19 protein-coding genes are annotated in these 18,543 nt (G+C 39.4%); 13 read left to right on the top strand and 6 right to left on the bottom strand.

Annotation, left to right across the window (positions count from 1 at the left end; genetic code table 11):
• Nucleotides 1–55 precede the first annotated feature (55 nt).
• From iscB to NSP_RS01530, 8 genes are all read left to right on the top strand, one after another.
• Complete coding sequence (gene iscB, locus NSP_RS01560) at nt 56–1,333, top strand: RNA-guided endonuclease IscB (RefSeq protein WP_006194169.1); 1,278 nt, start codon at nt 56–58, stop codon at nt 1,331–1,333.
• Nucleotides 1,311–2,057, top strand: a complete 747-nt coding sequence (locus tag NSP_RS01555; protein WP_006198260.1) for an alpha/beta fold hydrolase — start codon at nt 1,311–1,313, stop codon at nt 2,055–2,057. The genes iscB and NSP_RS01555 overlap by 23 nt, the downstream gene beginning before the upstream one ends.
• Nucleotides 2,058–2,401: 344 nt before the next feature.
• Entirely contained in the window at nt 2,402–3,373 is a 972-nt protein-coding gene (locus tag NSP_RS01550; protein ID WP_006198261.1) for a CobW family GTP-binding protein, read from the top strand.
• Between the two features lie 88 nt (nt 3,374–3,461).
• Complete coding sequence (locus tag NSP_RS01545; protein WP_017803747.1) at nt 3,462–4,523, top strand: WD40 repeat domain-containing protein; 1,062 nt, start codon at nt 3,462–3,464, stop codon at nt 4,521–4,523.
• Between the two features lie 207 nt (nt 4,524–4,730).
• Nucleotides 4,731–5,021, top strand: coding sequence for a hypothetical protein (locus NSP_RS01540; protein ID WP_006198263.1), 291 nt, complete (start codon nt 4,731–4,733; stop codon nt 5,019–5,021).
• A 214-nt stretch (nt 5,022–5,235) separates the two neighbouring features.
• Entirely contained in the window at nt 5,236–6,231 is a 996-nt protein-coding gene (locus NSP_RS01535; protein ID WP_006198265.1) for a metal ABC transporter solute-binding protein, Zn/Mn family, read from the top strand.
• A 223-nt stretch (nt 6,232–6,454) separates the two neighbouring features.
• The gene (locus NSP_RS24970; RefSeq protein ID WP_107805992.1) at nt 6,455–6,574 is read left to right on the top strand and encodes a DUF3800 domain-containing protein; all 120 of its coding nucleotides are present in this window, start codon (nt 6,455–6,457) and stop codon (nt 6,572–6,574) included.
• 170 nt (nt 6,575–6,744) lie between these two features.
• Entirely contained in the window at nt 6,745–7,284 is a 540-nt protein-coding gene (locus NSP_RS01530) for a DUF3800 domain-containing protein (protein WP_006198266.1), read from the top strand.
• A 319-nt stretch (nt 7,285–7,603) separates the two neighbouring features.
• Here NSP_RS01530 and NSP_RS01525 read toward each other — a convergent pair whose 3' ends face one another.
• Entirely contained in the window at nt 7,604–8,641 is a 1,038-nt protein-coding gene (locus NSP_RS01525; protein ID WP_006198267.1) for a serine/threonine protein kinase, read from the bottom strand.
• A 155-nt stretch (nt 8,642–8,796) separates the two neighbouring features.
• Here NSP_RS01525 and NSP_RS01520 point away from each other — a divergent pair, with 155 nt between their 5' ends.
• The 4 genes from NSP_RS01520 (at nt 8,797) to NSP_RS01505 (ending at nt 10,532) form a co-directional block, all read left to right on the top strand.
• Nucleotides 8,797–9,456, top strand: coding sequence for a hypothetical protein (locus tag NSP_RS01520; protein ID WP_017803746.1), 660 nt, complete (start codon nt 8,797–8,799; stop codon nt 9,454–9,456).
• A gap of 16 nt (nt 9,457–9,472) precedes the next feature.
• Nucleotides 9,473–9,796: a hypothetical protein gene (locus NSP_RS01515; protein ID WP_017803745.1), complete on the top strand. Its 324-nt coding sequence runs from the start codon at nt 9,473–9,475 to the stop codon at nt 9,794–9,796.
• 62 nt (nt 9,797–9,858) lie between these two features.
• Complete coding sequence (locus tag NSP_RS23805; protein ID WP_006198269.1) at nt 9,859–10,035, top strand: WD40 repeat domain-containing protein; 177 nt, start codon at nt 9,859–9,861, stop codon at nt 10,033–10,035.
• A 98-nt stretch (nt 10,036–10,133) separates the two neighbouring features.
• Nucleotides 10,134–10,532, top strand: a complete 399-nt coding sequence (locus tag NSP_RS01505; protein WP_006198270.1) for a hypothetical protein — start codon at nt 10,134–10,136, stop codon at nt 10,530–10,532.
• A gap of 169 nt (nt 10,533–10,701) precedes the next feature.
• Here the strand turns inward: NSP_RS01505 and NSP_RS01500 are convergent, their stop codons facing one another.
• The 3 genes from NSP_RS01500 to NSP_RS01490 all read right to left on the bottom strand — a co-directional run bounded on the left by NSP_RS01500 (nt 10,702) and on the right by NSP_RS01490 (nt 13,684).
• Nucleotides 10,702–11,199, bottom strand: a complete 498-nt coding sequence (locus NSP_RS01500; RefSeq protein WP_006198271.1) for a DUF427 domain-containing protein — start codon at nt 11,197–11,199, stop codon at nt 10,702–10,704.
• 473 nt (nt 11,200–11,672) lie between these two features.
• Nucleotides 11,673–11,993, bottom strand: a complete 321-nt coding sequence (locus NSP_RS26645) for a hypothetical protein (protein WP_006198272.1) — start codon at nt 11,991–11,993, stop codon at nt 11,673–11,675.
• 473 nt (nt 11,994–12,466) lie between these two features.
• Entirely contained in the window at nt 12,467–13,684 is a 1,218-nt protein-coding gene (locus NSP_RS01490) for a TetR/AcrR family transcriptional regulator (protein ID WP_017803744.1), read from the bottom strand.
• A 174-nt stretch (nt 13,685–13,858) separates the two neighbouring features.
• Between NSP_RS01490 and NSP_RS01485 the strand changes: the two genes are divergently transcribed.
• On the top strand, nt 13,859–14,716 hold the full coding sequence (locus NSP_RS01485) for an acyl-CoA desaturase (RefSeq protein ID WP_017803743.1): 858 nt from the start codon (nt 13,859–13,861) through the stop codon (nt 14,714–14,716).
• Between the two features lie 294 nt (nt 14,717–15,010).
• Here the strand turns inward: NSP_RS01485 and NSP_RS01480 are convergent, their stop codons facing one another.
• Entirely contained in the window at nt 15,011–16,918 is a 1,908-nt protein-coding gene (locus NSP_RS01480) for an AMP-dependent synthetase/ligase (RefSeq protein ID WP_017803742.1), read from the bottom strand.
• Between the two features lie 323 nt (nt 16,919–17,241).
• Nucleotides 17,242–18,462, bottom strand: coding sequence for an FAD-dependent oxidoreductase (locus NSP_RS01475; protein WP_006198277.1), 1,221 nt, complete (start codon nt 18,460–18,462; stop codon nt 17,242–17,244).
• Nucleotides 18,463–18,543: the final 81 nt, after the last annotated feature.

The following is an 18,543-nucleotide window of genomic DNA, read 5'->3' as shown; positions in this document are numbered from 1 at the left end:
ACAAGCTCAGATAACAAGGTTGAAGCAAACATTACCCTGAAAAGGTGAAATTTAAATGTCTAATTTTGTTCTAGTTCTTGATACCAACAAAAAACCACTTACTCCAATTCATCCAGGAGATGCACGTTTTTTATTAAATCAACAAAAAGCTGCTGTATTTAGAAGATTTCCATTTACCATAATTTTGAAAGAACCTAAATCTGAAGTTCCAACTCAACCGATTGAATTAAAAATAGATCCAGGGAGTAAAACTACAGGTTTTGCGTTAGTTCAAAATAATAAAGTCATCTGGGGTATGGAATTACAACACAGAGGTTTAGCTATTAAAGAAAGCCTAGAAACTCGAAAAGGAGTAAGGCGAGGAAGACGTTCTAGACATACTCGTTATCGTCAAGCTAGATTTCTTAACCGCACTAAACCTCAAGGTTGGTTAGCACCTTCTTTAAGCCATAGAGTTTTAACTATTAACACTTGGGTTAAAAGATTATGTAATTTTGCCCCAATAACTGACATAGTTCAAGAGCTTGCTAGGTTTGACCTACAGCAGCTAGAAAACCCGGAGATATCAGGCTTTGAGTATCAACAGGGAGAGTTACAAGGGTATGAAGTCCGTGAATATCTTTTGAATAAATGGAATAGAAAATGTGCATACTGTACTGCGGAAAATGTCCCTTTACAAGTTGAGCATATTAAACCAAAAGCCAAAGGAGGAACTAATAGAATTTCTAATTTGTGTCTAGCTTGTGAGAAATGCAATATCAAAAAAGGTACTCAAGATATTGAGAAGTTTTTAGCAAAAAAGCCTGAGTTGTTGAAGCAAATTTTATCCCAAGCCAAGCGTCCACTAAAAGATGCGTCTGCTGTAAATTCAACGAGATGGGCTTTATTTAATAAGTTAAAAGAAACTGGATTACCTATAACAACAGGTTCAGGAGGTTTAACTAAGTTTAATAGAACTCGTTTAGGATTGCCTAAAACTCATTGGATTGATGCTGCTTGTGTAGGAAAAGTTGAAACTCTCAAAATACTGACAACAAAAATTTTAACAGTAAAAAGCACGGGGCATAGTTGCAGAAGATTCTGTAGGATCAATAAATTTGGTTTTCCTTGCACTGAGCCTAAAAAAATATTCACTCATGTTTCTACAGGAGATTTTGTTAAGGCTACTTTGCACAAAGATCGTAAAAACATAACTTCTGGAAAGTATGTAAGTCGTGTTAAAACTCCCACAAAAAACGGATGTGAGATTGTTATCAATGGTTTTAGAGTTGAATTTTCAACAATGAAAGATATTACTAAGGTTCATTGTAGTGACGGGTATAGCTACGTTTGACTACGGACAACTACAATTTTATGAGATTAAATGCAAAGACTGGCCGGGGTTTGGACAATCTTCGCGTCCGAGTTTAAATTATCGACCAGAAATATATCAGCAATTTCTCGAAGATTTTGTCAAAACAGTCTTCAATACTCCCATTACTGTAGTCGCTGCTGGTCATGCTTCTACTTACGTCTTAAAACTCGCTGTCAAACAGCCTGATGTGTTCACACGAATTTTGTTAATAGCACCCACTTGGCGCGGTCCCTTACCAACGATGGGAGCTAATACACAGATAGCGAATTTTGTCAAGGGTTTAGTGCGATCGCCTATAATAGGACAAGCCCTGTACAAACTCAACACCACACGATCCTTCTTAACATTGATGTATCGCCGTCACGTATTTACAGATGACGCTAAACTGACACCCAGCTTCATTGAGAAAAAATGGCAAACCACGCAAAAACCAGGAGCCAGATTTGCATCTGCCGCCTTTGTCACAGGTAATCTTGATGCTGTAAGAGAGCAAACTGATTTTCTCACACTTGTGCAATCCTTGTCCATACCCCTAATGGTAGTAATTGGCGAGTCAAGTCCCCCCAAATCGAGACAAGAAATGAACGCCTTAGCCGCATTACCCGGAGTCAGAAGCGTCATAGTTCCCGGTTCCCTGGGACTACACGAAGAATACCCAGAACTTGTATTCACACAAGTACAAGACTTTTTACTATCCGCATAAACTCCATATTCATCTGTGTAGCCTACGGCAAGCCGCTAACGCGTCTACATCTGTGTGCATCTGTGGTCGCTCATTCTTTCAACAACACCACATAATAAAAACGATAATCATTATGACTAAAATCTGATAATCAATTAAAGAATTGTAAAAAATTGCTGTCACTCCTAACTCAACGCCCTTAATATTTACGACTTATTGCAGATGCGTCAGTCAAAACTGACTTTTGATGAAGCACTGGAATTACCTCCTCAAAACCAATGACAGTAAATTCACCACAAACAAATAAAAAGAATTATTATGGGTGGTAATGATTATCTAAACTTTGAGAAAAAGGCATTGAGACCATGTTGACTGAAGAAATCACGAATACCGTCCCTGTAACCGTACTCACAGGCTACCTGGGTGCAGGTAAAACCACTTTACTAAACCATATCCTCACCTACGAACACGGCAAAAAAGTTGCTGTAATTGTGAATGAATTTGGGGAAGTCGGTATTGATAATCAATTGATTATTGATGCAGACGAAGAAATTTTTGAGATGAATAATGGCTGCATTTGCTGTACAGTGCGCGGTGACTTAATTCGCATTGTGGGTAACTTAATGAAGCGGCGAGATAAGTTCGATCATTTAGTAATTGAAACTACTGGTTTAGCCGACCCAGCCCCAGTAATTCAAACATTTTTTGTCGATGAAGATATGCAAAGCCTACTGTCTTTAGATGCAGTAGTAACTGTTGTGGATGCGAAGCATATTTGGCAACATTGGGATGCAGACGAAGCACAAGAACAGATTGCTTTTGCTGATGTAATTCTTCTGAATAAAACTGATTTGGTAACGCCAGAACAGTTGGAGGAATTAGAAAAGCGGATTCGGGGGATGAATGCGATCGCTAAAATTTACCCTACCGAAAACGCGCAACTAGGAATGGATGCGTTATTGGGTGTGAAAGCCTTTGACTTAGCCCGCGCCTTGGAAATTGACCCGGATTTCTTAGGTGAAGATGCTCACCAACACGATGAAAAAGTTTATTCTATAGCTTTCGTAGAAAGTGGCGAACTAGACGGAAAAAAACTCAACGCTTGGCTTTCGGAATTATTGCAGACCCAAGGACAAGATATTTTCCGCATGAAAGGGATTTTAAATATTGCTGGGGAAGATAACCGCTATGTGTTCCAAGGTGTTCACATGATATTGGATGGTAAACCTGATCGCCCTTGGAAAGCAAATGAAAATCGGAAAAATGAATTAGTTTTCATTGGTCGCAATCTTGATGAAGCCCAATTAAAGCAAGATTTTCTGGCTTGTTTCGTATGAAGTAGCTAGAGACGCGATTAACTAAATCTGTAAGGTAAATTTCCCCACTCCCCACTCCCCACTCCCCATTCCCCATTCCCTTTGACTTATGAATCCCACAGCTAGCAAAACTAAGGAATTTGAAGAACACTTTTCAACGACGCTTTCAGATTATGTGACTGCGATCGCCTGGTCGCCTCATGGTAAAATTCTCGGAGCCACTTCCGCAGCTGGTGAAGTGGTACTGTGGAATGATGGCAACCTCACCACCCTACAAACTGGTAACGGGACATCAGTAGACTGCGTAGCTTTTTCCCCAGATGGCAAATTTTTAGCCATTGGTGGACAAAATGGACAGGTAAAAATTTGGCAAGATACTCAATTAATTGCTACGCTGGAAAACGCCCCCGCATGGGTAGATAAACTAGCGTGGAGTCCTACCAGTAACCAACTAGCATTTAGTTTAGGGCGTTACGTCCAAGTATGGGATGCTGATACTAGCGAAGTTGTTGTTACACTCAACTTTGATAACTCCTCAGTATTAGGTATTGATTGGCGTAGTGATGGACAATACCTAGCCATTGGTGGCTATCAGGGAGTGAAGATTTGGGACAGCCAAAACTGGGATCAAGAACCGTATCTTTTAGATATGCCTAGTGTCAGTATAGCAATGGCTTGGTCTCCTGATGGCAAATTCCTCGCTTCTGGTAACATGGATCGCAGTATCGCCGTTTTAGAATGGAACAATCCCGACCCTTGGGTGATGCGTGGCTTTCCTGGTAAAATCCGGCAATTAGCATGGTCAGAAGCTACCACCAAACTGGGTGCGCCGATTTTGGCATCTTCCAGCGTTGAAGGTATCGTAGTTTGGGAAAAGCTAGAAGATGAAACCTTGGGTTGGGAAGCACGAGTTTTAACTAATCACGTTGATATTATCACGGCGATCGCCTTTGCGCCTAACAGTTTCCTTCTCGCTTCCGCCGCTAGTGATGGCTGGTTGTGTTTGTGGAACAAAGCTAAACAAGTAACCCAAGTGCTGACAGGAGTTTCCGGCGGATTTTCCAGCCTAGCTTGGCATTCTCAAGGTAAATTCCTCGCCGCAGGTGGTGACAAAGGCGAATTACTAATTTGGTCTAAGGTGTTACGAGGTCAAGGATTCGGACGTAGTTAAAAGTACCAAATCATGTAAGTAGGTAAGCACCGAATAAATCAAACTATGTTACGACTCGTAAACAAGACCCAAACCCTTACTAATGACCAATGACAAATGACCAATGACCACCGTAGCTAGTTAACTTTATTTACGCCGACCTACTTAGGTTGAAGGTAGTCAATTAATTGGCTATGCTGTATCAGAAATAGTATTTATCTGTGAATTATGAACATAGCCAAAATGATTTTGCTTGCCTGTCCTGTATTTCTTACCTCTATACTATTGGTAGCAAATCCAGCACAAGCATCTAGTCTTAATCCTCAATCTGCTACACAAATGATTTCTGTAGCATCTACCCAACCCATTAGTGAATTAGCAACACTTCATTCCACAAAAGCATCTAATCCAATTATGGATCAGCTTGGTTGCAATTGCGCCACTTGTTTTCAATCTAAATTTGAAATCTTGCAAGGGAAATTACCAGTTAACAGTTATCAGTTATCAGTTATCAGTTAACAGTTAAGAGACATAAATTGTTCAACTAATATCATTAGAATAATTTCCCCGATTTTCTCAAAAAGTTGGGGATATTTTTGTTCATAGTGTATCCAAACTTTTTCCAGTTAAGGCTACAATTGCTTTAGATTCATTTGTATGAGTAATAACCAACATAATCAGCACATCTACTATTTTAAAATCTTCAGCATTTTCATACATCACTGATAAGTTAATGATGCTAAAAAAATTACTATCAAATAATTCCTTACGAGCTACCTTAGCCGTCTTCACAATTACATTTTTTGGCTGTGGAAATCAAGCAGCAAGCACTTCCTTCACTCAAACAACCACTAGAATAGATGAGACTCTTCCCCGCGTTGTCGCAACTACCACCGTAATTTGTGACTTAACTAGACAGGTAGCCGAAAATACAATTAACCTGATTTGCTTGGGTTCTCCTGGTAACGACTCCTACCTTTATCAACCCAGACCGGGAGACCCAGAAGCGATCGCACAAGCCAATCTAATTCTGTATAGTGGTTATAATTTCAAACCAGAATTGAGTGAAATAGTTGCCGAAAGTCAAAATTCTGCCCCCAAAATAGCTGTAAATCAACTTGCGGTGACTCAACCACAGCAATTTCAGGTATCTGGTCAAAATTTACCTAACCCTCATATTTGGCACAATCCTCAAAACACTATCAAAATGGTAGAGGTAATTAGTAACAATTTACAAAAATTACAACCTGATAACGCTACATTATATAGTAGTAATACCACAGCAATTAAAAATCAACTAACTCAACTCGATAGTTGGATAAAATCAAGAATAGATACTATTCCGGATAATCAACGAAAATTAGTCACAACCAGTAATATATTAAATTATTATGCCACAGCCTACAAAATTCCTTTAGTAGTCGGGTTAAACGGTGTCAGTAGTGGAGGAAATATCACAGATACACAAGTCAAAAATTGGGCGCGAACTATTCAGAAAGCGCAAGTACCCACAATTTTTGCAGATACCACAATTAACCCCGAATTGATGCAAAATGTGGCTACAGAAGCAAACGTGAGAGTATCAAGAAGACCACTATATACTAATGGACTGAGTGAACCAGGAAGCGAAGCCGATACCTATCAAAAGCTGATGGTTGCTAATACCCGCACAATTGTGGAAGGGTTGGGAGGAACTTACTTAATATTTACCCCAAAAGCTGCTCAATAAAAAAGTAGTCAGCATATAATGATAACGATTATTATATGCCATTTCTTACGAAGTCGCCCAATCGCTGCAACACAGTTAAAACAATTATTCAACTAAATCAATAAATTTAAGTGCAGAATGTGAGCTATAATGTAAATAGCAGTCAAGAGGTCTGACCTTTTCAGATCGCGAGAGCTAGGTCTCTCCTTGACTGATTTTTAATGTCTCAGGATACACAAAATAAATGTATTTGCTATATGCAGATGAGTCAGGTACTACCCACGACCCAAATCAACAATATTTTGTATTAGCAGGTTTTTGTGTATTCGAGCGTCAAGGATATTGGATTAGGAATATGAATTAAATAACATCCAAATTTAGTCTTTGAACTCACCCCGCCTAAGAAGTTGCGTCAAGTCTCCCCTCTCCTTAGCAAGGAGAGGGGTTGGGGGTGAGGTTCTGTATTTTATTAAATCCACATTCCTTAGTGACCAATTAGAGCAAATTGCAGCTAGATTTAACCCAGCAGATCCCATGTCAGTAGAACTACATGGTAGTCCAATGGTAAGTGGTAGAGGTAGCTGGAGAAGTTTTCCCAAAAGTGATAGATATCAAGCTATACAAGATATCTTAAAAGTTTTTCTAGAATCACATCCTAGTAATAGGTTATTTGCAAGTGTCATTAAAAAAGCTGTAGTTTCTCCAAAAGATCCTGTAGAAGTAGCATTTGAACAACTAGCTAGTAGATTTGATAGATATCTCATCAGACTTCATAAAAATGATAATACACAAAGAGGTATTATTATTTTTGATAAATCCACTTATGAGACAACAATTCAATCTCTAGCAACTGATTTTAGAACCATTGGCTACCAGTGGGGTGTCATCAGAAATTTTTCGGAAGTACCTCTATTTTTGGATTCAAAAGCTTCGAGATTAATTCAACTTGCGGATATAATTGCTTACGCTATTTTCAGATACTTTGAAAAAGGAGATAGTACATTTTATTCTATTATCCAAAGTAGATTTGATGCTGAGGGTGGCATAGTTCATGGTTTACATATACTGCAATAATAATCACATACAATTTCTAATTGTATGTTTTGTAGCTCGATTTCTCTCTATGTTGAAGTTCTGCAAGACCGGGGTGAACCTATTCCCGATGATACAATTTAAGTCGTGCTGGTCTGAGTAAGCTAACTACTATATAGCAATCCTATCTGATTTGCTTTCCACCGAGAGGCTCAGATCCCCGACTTCTTCAAGAAGTCGGGGATCTTTGGGTATCTTTGGGTTCGTAACTGATTTAGGATTATTATATTAGGATCAGAATGTATCAAGTTAGTTGAGAAAATCGGCTGAGGAATTTGTGGAATTACTGTAAAGTAAATGCTCATGGCTTGATGAGACGTTCTTCAGAGCTCCTAAACTGAGCAGAGTCTATAAAAATCCAAGGGTGAAAATTTGGGGTATGTGGTGGGTCTTGGGGATGGGGTGCGACTTCCCATTTACCCTCTAAGACAGTATCAGACATGGTGTTAACAACCTTAATAGATTGTTTCAGCTTTTCACCTAAGTTAGTTGCTGCAAACTCCAACACTGATGGACTCAACTCAACTTCTGGTACACGCACTAAATCAAGAGGTTTCAACGCCTCTAAAGCTGTTTGTGCATCAGCAAAACGTTCATTGAGTCGAGGTTTCACCATCAACTCCAACCAGTTGAGAAAGCGCAGGTTTAACCGAGGTAATAAATGACGAAAATTAATCACATAAGGGTCAAAGTCATTAGTCAAATTTTGCATTTGCGTTGATTTTGTCCCAGTCAGTAGACAAATCAGCGTTGCACCCAAACCATAAAGGTCAGACCCTACCGTGGGCTTACGCATTTGCTCTGGGGGAATAAAACCAGGAGTACCATTAAATACACTACTAGCAGCTAGTTCCTGGCTACCAATGCGACTCATCCCAAAGTCAATCAGATAAACATTAATTTGCTCATCCACTAAGATATTTTCTGGTTTAATATCTCGATGGATGACCGGAGGAATCCGATTTTGTAAATAAACTAAAATTTCTAAGGCTTTAACAGCTATTTGTTTGATTTCTTCCGGGTCAAAACTGCGCGAAACTGCTAAATTTGGGGCGTTTTTGTATTCTTGGATTAAACAAAAGCCATCGGTTGTTTCAAATGCACCCAAATATTTGGGAATCCCTGGGTGATTGAGTCCCTGTAGCACTTGAATTTCTCGCTCATGTTCTTTATAAGCTGACCAGTCAGAACCAATTTGAGCAAAACAGAACTGCTTGACTACCACCTGTTGACTTGTCTTCAAGTCTGTCGCTAACCACGCAATTCTTCCCCCTTCCCGATTCCGTCCCAGTTCGCTAATGACCTGATAACCTTGTGGGGAAAAGTCTGGATAGTTCATAGTCTGGTAGCAGCAAGTTAATGTGATTAATTTAGCACACGCGCATAGTTCATAGTGAGTAGGGTGAGTCAACAGTTAAATATAGGCGTTTTAACCAGGTTGTTGAATCGGGTCAAAGTATATATAATTACAATAAGATTAGAATCATTAATTACATGATTAACCGTCAATGGCTACAAATTAGCGAGTATGTATTGTTGAGTTTATCAATATTAGGAGCGATCGCAGGCGCAGTGACTCAGCAGGTGATTTATGTCGCTGTTCCTCTGATTTTAAGTTTGGCGTTAAATTTAGCTAATCGTCCCCAGTTGAATTCTTTCCAGTCTCAACAACAGATTTCCCAACTACAAGCAACTTTACAAAATCTTGAGGAAACTATGGATACATCTAATCAGCGTTTGCAACAAATTGAAGCTTGGAGACAACAGTTAACTCAAGTGATTGACCAAAAAATTGAGATGTCAATCCAAAAACTAAGTACCGTCTTTGACGAAGTTAATCAAAAAATTCAAACAGTTAATAATCGCTTAAATCAGTTGGATGATTCTATCATAAATTTGAGCAACACTATTCAGAATCAAGAGGAAATATTATTAAAATTACAGCATAAGCAAACTGATTTATCACAATTTGAGCAACAATTTCACTCCCTGAATTTGCGAGTTGAGGAAATTGATAAATCGGTCAAAAGTTGCAGTGAAAGCAATCAGCAGCAATTGGCGGAATTCAGCAAAATCCAACAACATCAAGATAGAGAGTTTTTCCAAGCTAATCAACAAATTCAGGTTTTTCAATCCCGGTTAAGAAGAAATTGACCAATCACTACAGCATTTGCATGAAAGTATTGGGGGACAAAGTTGCAGTGAAAGTAATCAGCAGCAATTGGCGGAATTCAGCAAAATCAAACAACATCAAGACAGAGAGTTTTCCCAAGTTAATCAACAGATTCAGGTTTTTCAACCCCGGTTAGAAAAAATTGAGCAATCAATACAGCATTTGCATCAAACTCTTGGGGAAAAATTTCAGGAATTAGAGAAAATTCAACAAAATCAAGCTGCGGAAAGTTCGCAATTTAATCAGGTCGTTGATAGAATCAACGAGCGATTAGCCACTTTAGATAAGTTAACAGATTTTAAATGGTTTAACAGATTTTAGATGGTTTATTTGATGCGTTATTCAAACCGTTACCAATATCTAATTCTCAAGAGACTAAGGGATTGATTCAAGCACTTCCCGCTACACCTGTATCAGATAATCAAGCAAAAGATTTAGTATTTGTCGGTACTTTAAAAGGTCACGAAAATAAGGTTTTGTCTGTGGCTTTTAGTCCTAATGGTCAGATTTTAGCTGCTGGAAGTGGAGATAAAACAATTACACTGTTTCCTTGTAGGTAAAGAAAATATGCAACTATTTTTTCAGAAATAGTCACTAATTTCGTAGTTGGGATATCAGCACAAGAGAAATGAAGATTGATTTTTAAGGGGGAGTAGCTATGAACTTACAAGAAACTCAATTGCAAATTTATCACCTGAGACAACAAATGATTTTAACCCTAGATCATCCTAAATCAGTTAAGTTACAAATAAAAAATATCAACTTAATTCAAAAACAATTACGAGCTATTAAAAAGGAGGTTAATTTGGCTATTAAAGAAATTAACCAACAGGCTACACAAACTACTCCTGACAGTATTATCTCATTAGGACTAGATTTGTTTGGTCAACGCAAGTTTGCTGGTCAAATACGACAAAGCACAAGGAGGGCTATTCAGTCAGAGAAAATCAGCTTAAGACAACCTTATATGGATGTTAAAGATGACATTGACCAAGTGCTATTAGAGGGAGATAAACTTAAATTACAAGCAGAACAATATTTAGCTGTGAATAGTTAATTTTTATGAATAGACAGATGCAGAAATGAAGGGATAGAAAAAAGTAGTCAGGATTTGACTAAAGTGCTGATTACAAATACTTAAAAGTACTAGATATTGACCGAAATAAAATATGCGTCTGACATAACCGTTGTAGAGACGTTGCATGGAACGTCTCTACTGTATTAATTTACCATCCCCAAGTGCCAGGACTACCTTTGAAGGGTCCGACAATATCATTGGTAATCCAACCACCGTAAAAGTTACCTGGTTGCGGTTGGACTTTTTCGCCATCGATGTAGCACGCGTCCATGAGATGGGCATAAAATGCTACATAATCTTTAATAGATGCAAATGTTGGTGTGGGGTCGGGATAGAACCAAGCTGCATTCTGGGCTTCTTTATCACCCACGCGGATGGTGTAGTAACCAGCAGAGCCTTTCCATTCACAAAAACTAGATTTTGGCATCCGTACTAGGTGTTCCATTTTGATGTCCGCAGGGGGGATGTAGTAACCCGGTGGATGACTGGTTTCTAAAACCCGCTTGGCGTTATGGGTGTCAGCAATTGTGACTCCATTAAAGATGATTTGAATATGTTTGCTTGTGTCTTCTAAGCGAGGGGGACGGGGGTAATCCCATACTGATTCTTGTCCGGGAGCAGGGTTAATGCGTTGGGGAAACACCATGATAAATAAATATTAAAGCTTTATTTTAATCAAGGAACCGCCTTGGCGCTAGCCTCTCCCTTTGGGAGAAGAAGCCAAGGAAGAACCTCACCCCCAGCCCCTCTCCTTACTAAGGAGAGGGGAGATTTTGACAAATTACGATCAATTTATGAGGTAATTCAAGTTTTTTAGAGATATTTACTTTTTAATGGACAACTGCTATATAAAACCTAGACAAAACTAGACTTTACTTTCTACTTCAACGGGAGCATGGGAGCAGTTATCCCTCAGTAGACTTTCACGCCTTAGCCAGACGCGATTGTGTTCCAATTAAGTTTCTGAAAAAGACTACCACCATCATTGCTTGGTTTTCGCGTCGGCAATAGTCTCAATTCAATACTTGATATCACCGTATTATATATCAAGTAGTTGATTTTTTCCTAAAATATATATTGATTTTTGTCAATATAAGTATAGTTTTGTCTATTAAATTGTCAACTTAGGACTTGCTCTTTTTGTTGGTTGACTATCTCCAAGTATTGATTACGTGTTCCATCTAATCGGTAGTGGTCGCAAATTTGACAGAGTTTTAAAATGTCTAATCTGCTGAATACTTTCTGTTGTTCAATTTTGTTGTCGTTCCTCCACCGCCAAAAGGTTGTCCGATCAATGCGCCGATTGCTATCAGGCCATCTTCTTCGGGAGAGAAATTCGATCAATTCATCTTCATGAATCGAATAATCCTGTGGCAATTTCATGAGTTTTTGGCTTAATTCCTTGAGGGGGATCAGTGGATCTAGCTTCGATAATTTCATGTCAGCAAGTTCTGATATTTTTATATGAGTCCAATTATGTGGAATGCTTTATACACCAAAGTTTTATAGTATTAAATTGCACTGGAACTCTGTGAGTTTAATAGCAAATGAAAATATGAGGTGATTATGGGATTTTGTTGACTGTTGTACATATTTCAATTTTGCTAAATCAATACTATAGAGTTACATTATTTATTTACAGAGAATAAACTGATTAATATGCAAGTGCAACCCATATGCAACAGGTTTACTATTCAATGTTGGTGATAATCTTATCAATATGAATTGTCGAGTTTATGCAAAGATGAATAAATTGAATGATTATATCAAAATAAATGACTTTGTTGCATGGGATTTGATAAATTTATTATAGATATTTATAGCTAAAGTGATAATGTTGTCAACTTAACAGGTGGGGAATAAAAATTCCCAAAGTATCAGCTAATAGATAGATTCATCAGTAGGCGGTGACACTATGTCGGTTTATGATCTAAACGAGTTGCTTGCTCTAGGGCGGCTTTTTCTTTGGCTCTTTTGGCGTAGGATTGTAATTGGGTGCGATCGCATCCTGTAAGAATAGTCAGATTTTCCCAACTCATCCCCCGCATTAACATTTCTACACACCAAGTATGTTGGGTTTGGGCGATCGCTGGCGGTTGTCCTTGAGGCGTTAACAATCCTTCTGTCCACGTTTGCCAATGTTGCAATAAATCTGATTCTGTCATAGCTTCACCAATTTGGTTGAGAAACATCGCAGATTGATGATCTTTACGACTTTTGAGCCATTTAATTAAAGGATTGTTGCTGTAGGAACCATAGCGTTTACCCAGAATCCACTGATTAACAGGGACTTGGCGGCAAAATTCTGGGGTGGTAATTTGGAGGAAGTGTCCAGAAGCATCACAGATTTGGTGGTTTTGCTGCAAACTGACAATTTCTCTCGCAGATAAACCAGCACCAAATAACACATAAGCCAAAGCATAATCTTGTGTTCCCAACTTTCGAGCTTGTTGCAAAATTTGGTGAACTAAACCCACAGGTAAATCAGCTACTTCCTGCACCTTTCCCAGAACTATTGCTGATGTTCCTGAAGATGACATCGCACCGTGTAAAAATAACTCCACTAAATTCTCCAAAAAATCATCCCGATCCACCCACAATTCATTAAATTCACTGGTGAATTCAATTACCGCATACCCCAGAATCATCACATTCAGCAAACTAGCTAATTTTTGTGCGGGGAGATAGGTATTTAAATCTCCTTGCTGGATGACAGTGGCTAAATATTCCGCTACATAGCGATTTGCTTCAGTTAACCCACGTCCTAAAGCGCGGCGATTTTCCATCGGGTACTGGTTAGCTTCACCCACCACAGAGCGAACTAACTCCGGTATCCGTTCCAAGGCATATAAGCTGTCACTTGCATAATCTTTGAGTGCTTGGTAGATGTCACCAGGAGGAGTAGCCCTTTGCACCAGGGACTCCCCTAAATTCTTAAAAGCTGCGGATTCTTCCAGCACAGACAATAACAGCCCATGCTTGTTCCCAAAATTTCGGAATAACGTGACTTCGTTGACTTCTGCTTTTTCAGCGATTTGGCGGGTTGTAGTGGCGCTAACTCCCTGGGCTGTAAATAATTCCAGTGCGGATTGAATCAGACGTTGACGTGCTGAAATGGGTTGATCTGTCATAAGGAATAATGCAAGTGGTACTTGCATGAAAGTTACAGGTCTGTTAGCATAACAAATGTAAGTGATACTTGCTTTTCTTTACTGTAACTAACTGCTATGCAGAGTGGGCAGAATCCTACTGGAGTTACGCCAAGAAATAGCAAATCGCTTCATTATCCATCAACAGGAATTTTTATGACTGCGAAGTTTCTGGCGTTCACTCCTGAGATAGGAAATCCACCAAGTATTAGGTGGGTGAACGTGGCATTTTTTGCTGCATTTCATGCCTTAGCTCTCCTAGCTCCTTGGTTTTTCTCTTGGCCAGCACTAGGTTTGCTGGTGTTTCTCCATTGGTTATTCGGAAGTATCGGTATTTGTCTAGGATATCATCGACTGTTGAGCCATAAGAGTTTTCAAGTTCCTAAGTGGTTAGAATATGCGATCGCCACAATTGGAGCGCTGGCTTTACAAGGAGGTCCGATTTTTTGGGTTGGTGGACACCGCCAGCATCACGCCCATACAGAAGATGTCAATCTAGACCCATACTCCGCCCAGCGAGGATTTTGGTGGAGTCATATGCTGTGGATTTTTTACCCACGTTCTGAATTTTTTGATTATCAAGTTTATCAAAAATATGCGCCTGATCTAGCACGACAACCTTACTATCGCTGGCTAGATCGCTATTTTCTCCTCCTGCAAATTCCCTTGGCCTTACTGCTGTATGTCTTAGGGGGTTGGTCTTTTGTGATTTACGGTACATTTTTGAGATCAGTTTTATTGTGGCATTCCACTTGGTTTGTTAACTCCGCATCACACCTTTGGGGTTATCGTACCTTTGATGCTGACGATGGCGCACGTAATCTTTGGTGGGTATCTCTAGTCACTTACGGAGAAGGTTGGCACAATAACCATCACACTTATCCCCACATGGCGAAATCTGGATTGTCTTGGTGGGAAATTGATATGACTTGGTGGAGTATTAAACTCTTGCAAACTCTAGGTTTAGCCAAAAAAGTAGTTTCTGTTCCCCCTCATAGCGCCGCAATCAAATAGATGGAATCCCAAAATATTACAGAATCAACAACAGGAAAACCACGGATTTAACTGTGGGGAATGAGTTACAAAATTGTCATGCCGACTGCTGATCGTGCCGTCGGCTTGTTCAAAGATTTTTCAAAGCACATTTGAGATGATTTTTGAGTTTTTCCGTACATTCTTTAGTTAAGTTGCGGTATTAGCGAATTTTAAAAACGAACCACTCCAGGCACAGAGAACACAGAGTCATGAGGGAAAGAGAGGTTTTTGAATTTGCTAAGTTTTTTTTTGAAATTTGTATTCAATTTCAAGTTAGGCAAACATTTCGTTAATTAAATCGCTGTAACGTTCTGTGACAACATGGCGCTTAATTTTGAGAGTTTGAGTCAACATTCCATTTTCTTGTGAAAACGGCTCAGAAATTAAGCGGAAGGGAACAATGCGGTCATTGGAACTATATCCAGGCCTGTTACGAACTTCTCTATCTAGTTCTTGGCGAAATAAATTCTGAACAGGTTGGCTATCTAAGTTAAGTTGCAAACCCTGATTTTCTGCCCATTCCTCAAGGTTATCCCAATTGGGAACAATTAAGGCTCCAAGCGATCGCCTGTCTTGACCAACTACGACAATTTGATCTATATAATCACTACGCAGACACGCATTTTCAATCGGTTCTGGCTCTACATTCTCTCCATTACTTAAAACAATCGTATCTTTTTCTCGCCCTGTCAACACTAAATCCTGCTGTGCGGTCAGAAAACCTAAATCTTCCGTATTAAACCAGCCTTTGGGATTAATGGCCTTGTTTGTGGCTTCTGGGTTGTGATAGTAACCCTGCATAATCTGAGGTCCCCGTGCTAAAACTAAACCTTTTTCTCCTTGGGGTAGAGTTTTGCGCGTTTTTGGGTCAACAATCCAAATTTCCGTTCCCGGAATTGGTATACCGGCTGACCCCCGCAAATTATGTTCAGGTCGCCTGGTTGTCAAAGCTGCGGCTGTTTCCGTTAATCCATAGCCTACCAGCACTTCTATACCAATAATTTCATAGAATGTTTCTAAGCTGGGGCTGAGACTTCCACCACCACAAATAGTCTGTTTTAATTCTGCACCTATTTGTTCACGAACTTTTTTGTAAATTAATCTATCAGCCAGTGCATGGATAGGCCAAAGTATGGCTGTTTGGGTTCTAGCTCTTTGGCGTTGCCACATAGAAGGGTTTTGTTGTTCTAAACTTAATCTATGCACAATTCGCCTAGCTCGAATATAGCGATCGCTCATGGCCAGCATATAATTAATTAAACGCCGTTTTTGGGCAGATTCTTGGCGAAACTGTTTGTGTACCTCATCATGAATAGATTCTAATAACCGAGGTACAGAAACAAAATACTGCGGTTTTTGGACTTTGAGATCCTGCTTAAAATGACGCAGATTTGTATAAATCAGAGTGCAACCTTGGGAAAAAGCAAAATATTCAATCACCCGTTCATAAATATGCCAAGTAGGAAGAATACTTAAGACGCGATCGCCTGCTTCTAACTGCACAACTACTGCTAAACTACTAACTTGATGCAACAAATTTCCGTGACTGAGCATCGTTGCTTTCGGCTGACCAGTAGTTCCAGAAGTGTAAACCAAAGTTGCTAAACTCTCGCGGGTTTGCTCAACTGGTGAAAAAGTTTGATTACTCCCAATTTCCATAATCTGGGAAAAATTTAACACCTTCAACCCCGGATGTGTCTCCACTTCCTCATCTGAAAGTACAATGGCTAATTTAATTGGCAAATCATGTATCTGCTCAACTAGCTTATTCAGAGTAGCTTGATTTTCTACTACCAAAGCAGTAGCTTCACTATTACGGAGAATATATATTAGTTCATCTTGAGAGGCTTGAGAACTACGCACAGCATCCACAGCGCCAGCTACCATAATACCTTGGTCAGCAATTAACCAACGCAGATTATTTTCCGAAAATAAACCAACCTTTGCCCTTAGTGATACACCCAAGGACTGTAAACCAGCCGCAAACTGTTGAATTTGCTCCCACAACTCAATGTAAGTCATACTTACATCTGGCTTGGCGTGGGGGTCGTGTACGGCTACAACATTACTAAAGCGTTGAGCTGCTATTGACCAAATTTCGGGTAGAGTTTTGACACTACTGTAATCAGTTTGCTGTTCTAACGTGAGGCTAGAAGCACTAACAAAGGAAGGACTGTTCATTAAAAACCTCTAATAAACCGCGTCCCCTTGCACCACACCTTGGTAACTATCGTAGTCCTAAATCATTTCTGAATCTCTTTACTTCTTCACTTGGCGACCTTCTCCCTTGGCGCTAGCCTCTCCCTTTGGGAGAAGGGGAGACGCTACGCGAAGGCGACTTGGCGGTTCGATAAATTCATAAATCAAATAGGATGGCTATATATTACTTGTTAGTACCTCAAATAATAATCTGCCGAATGGGTGAGTGTTAAAGTAATTTGCCTCACGCAGAGACGCAGAGGCGCAGAGAGTAAGAGTTGGAATCTTTAATTACGAATTACGAATTACGAATTACGAATTAATTGAGCAACTCGTATTGCAGATATGATGGCTCCTTCATGTAATCCGTCTGCAAGGTACGCTCCCGCATGGTAGGTGTTGTTTTCACCGTTGTTGCTGATAATTTCGTTTCTGTATTTGAATGATTCTACTGTGTATAGGGGGGTGTGGTGTGACTGTATGTGCAGAATTTTATCTTCGGCGATGAGATTATCTAGGTTAAAGGCTAAGTTGTATTCAGGAGGTGATGTTATTCCGCACAACTGGTTGAGGTAAGCGTTATATCCCCATCCTTGTTCTGTTTGGAAAAAATCAAATTCCCCTGGTTGTTTGATGCCCTGTCTATTATATATTGAAGTGTCGGTATGTATAACTGTTTTGGCTTGGTTTTTTTGCCAGGCTGAAAATCTTTTAATTTCTGCATTTGTGGGGTCTGATAATAATTGCATTACCTGATCAGGTGGGGTTGCTAAAACTACTTTGTCGAAAAGATGCGTCACCCCATCAGATAAATTAATTTGAACTGCATTATTTTGTCTGCTAATTCCTGAAACTTTTACGTTGAGCCAAATATTTCCCTGAAAGCGTGCTAAGATTTTTTCAATATAGGAATACACTCCGCCTTTTATCCTCACCCACTTGACAAATATATAGTCTCGCAGTGTAGGAATTACCAATTCTACCGGACAATTATCAATTAACTCAAAGGGCATAGAATAGCTGTACATTGCTAATAGTTTTAGCCAATCATTTCGGATACACTGATTGGGCAAATATTGCGAAATTGGCTGATTAAAAAGATTTTCTTTGGGGATAAAATGGGTTTTTCTCCATAACTTAGCAGCCCCCGCATAAAGAGTATTGAGTTTAAACAATTCAATTAAACTTTGTATTCCTGTGCAATTTTTGCGGATGAGCAATGCTGACAGGAAACGGCGACCATCTTGCAAAAATAAGGCTGAACCAATATCAACGGCTTCTAACTCTACTTCTAACTCTTGCATTAGTTTGATAAAGTTGTGAAATACAAGAGGAAATTCCAGTACACCACATTCTAAAGTCTGATCACAGTTTAATTGATTGGGTTGAACGTTTTTATTTAATGTCCGAATATGTCCACCTAAAATCGGTTGTTTTTCTAAAACTGTGACTTCATGACCATTTTTATTGAGCAGGTATGCTGTCACCATACCGCTAGCTCCGCCTCCAATAATTGCTATTTTCATATCTCATTACTAAACTAATGGGATGATTTTAAAAAATGACGAGGCTCAGATCCCCGACTTCTCCAAGAAGTCGGGGATCTA

It is taken from the genome of Nodularia spumigena CCY9414, assembly GCF_000340565.2.
Lineage (GTDB): Bacteria > Cyanobacteriota > Cyanobacteriia > Cyanobacteriales > Nostocaceae > Nodularia > Nodularia spumigena.
This window is presented reverse-complemented; position numbering and strand designations above follow the sequence as displayed.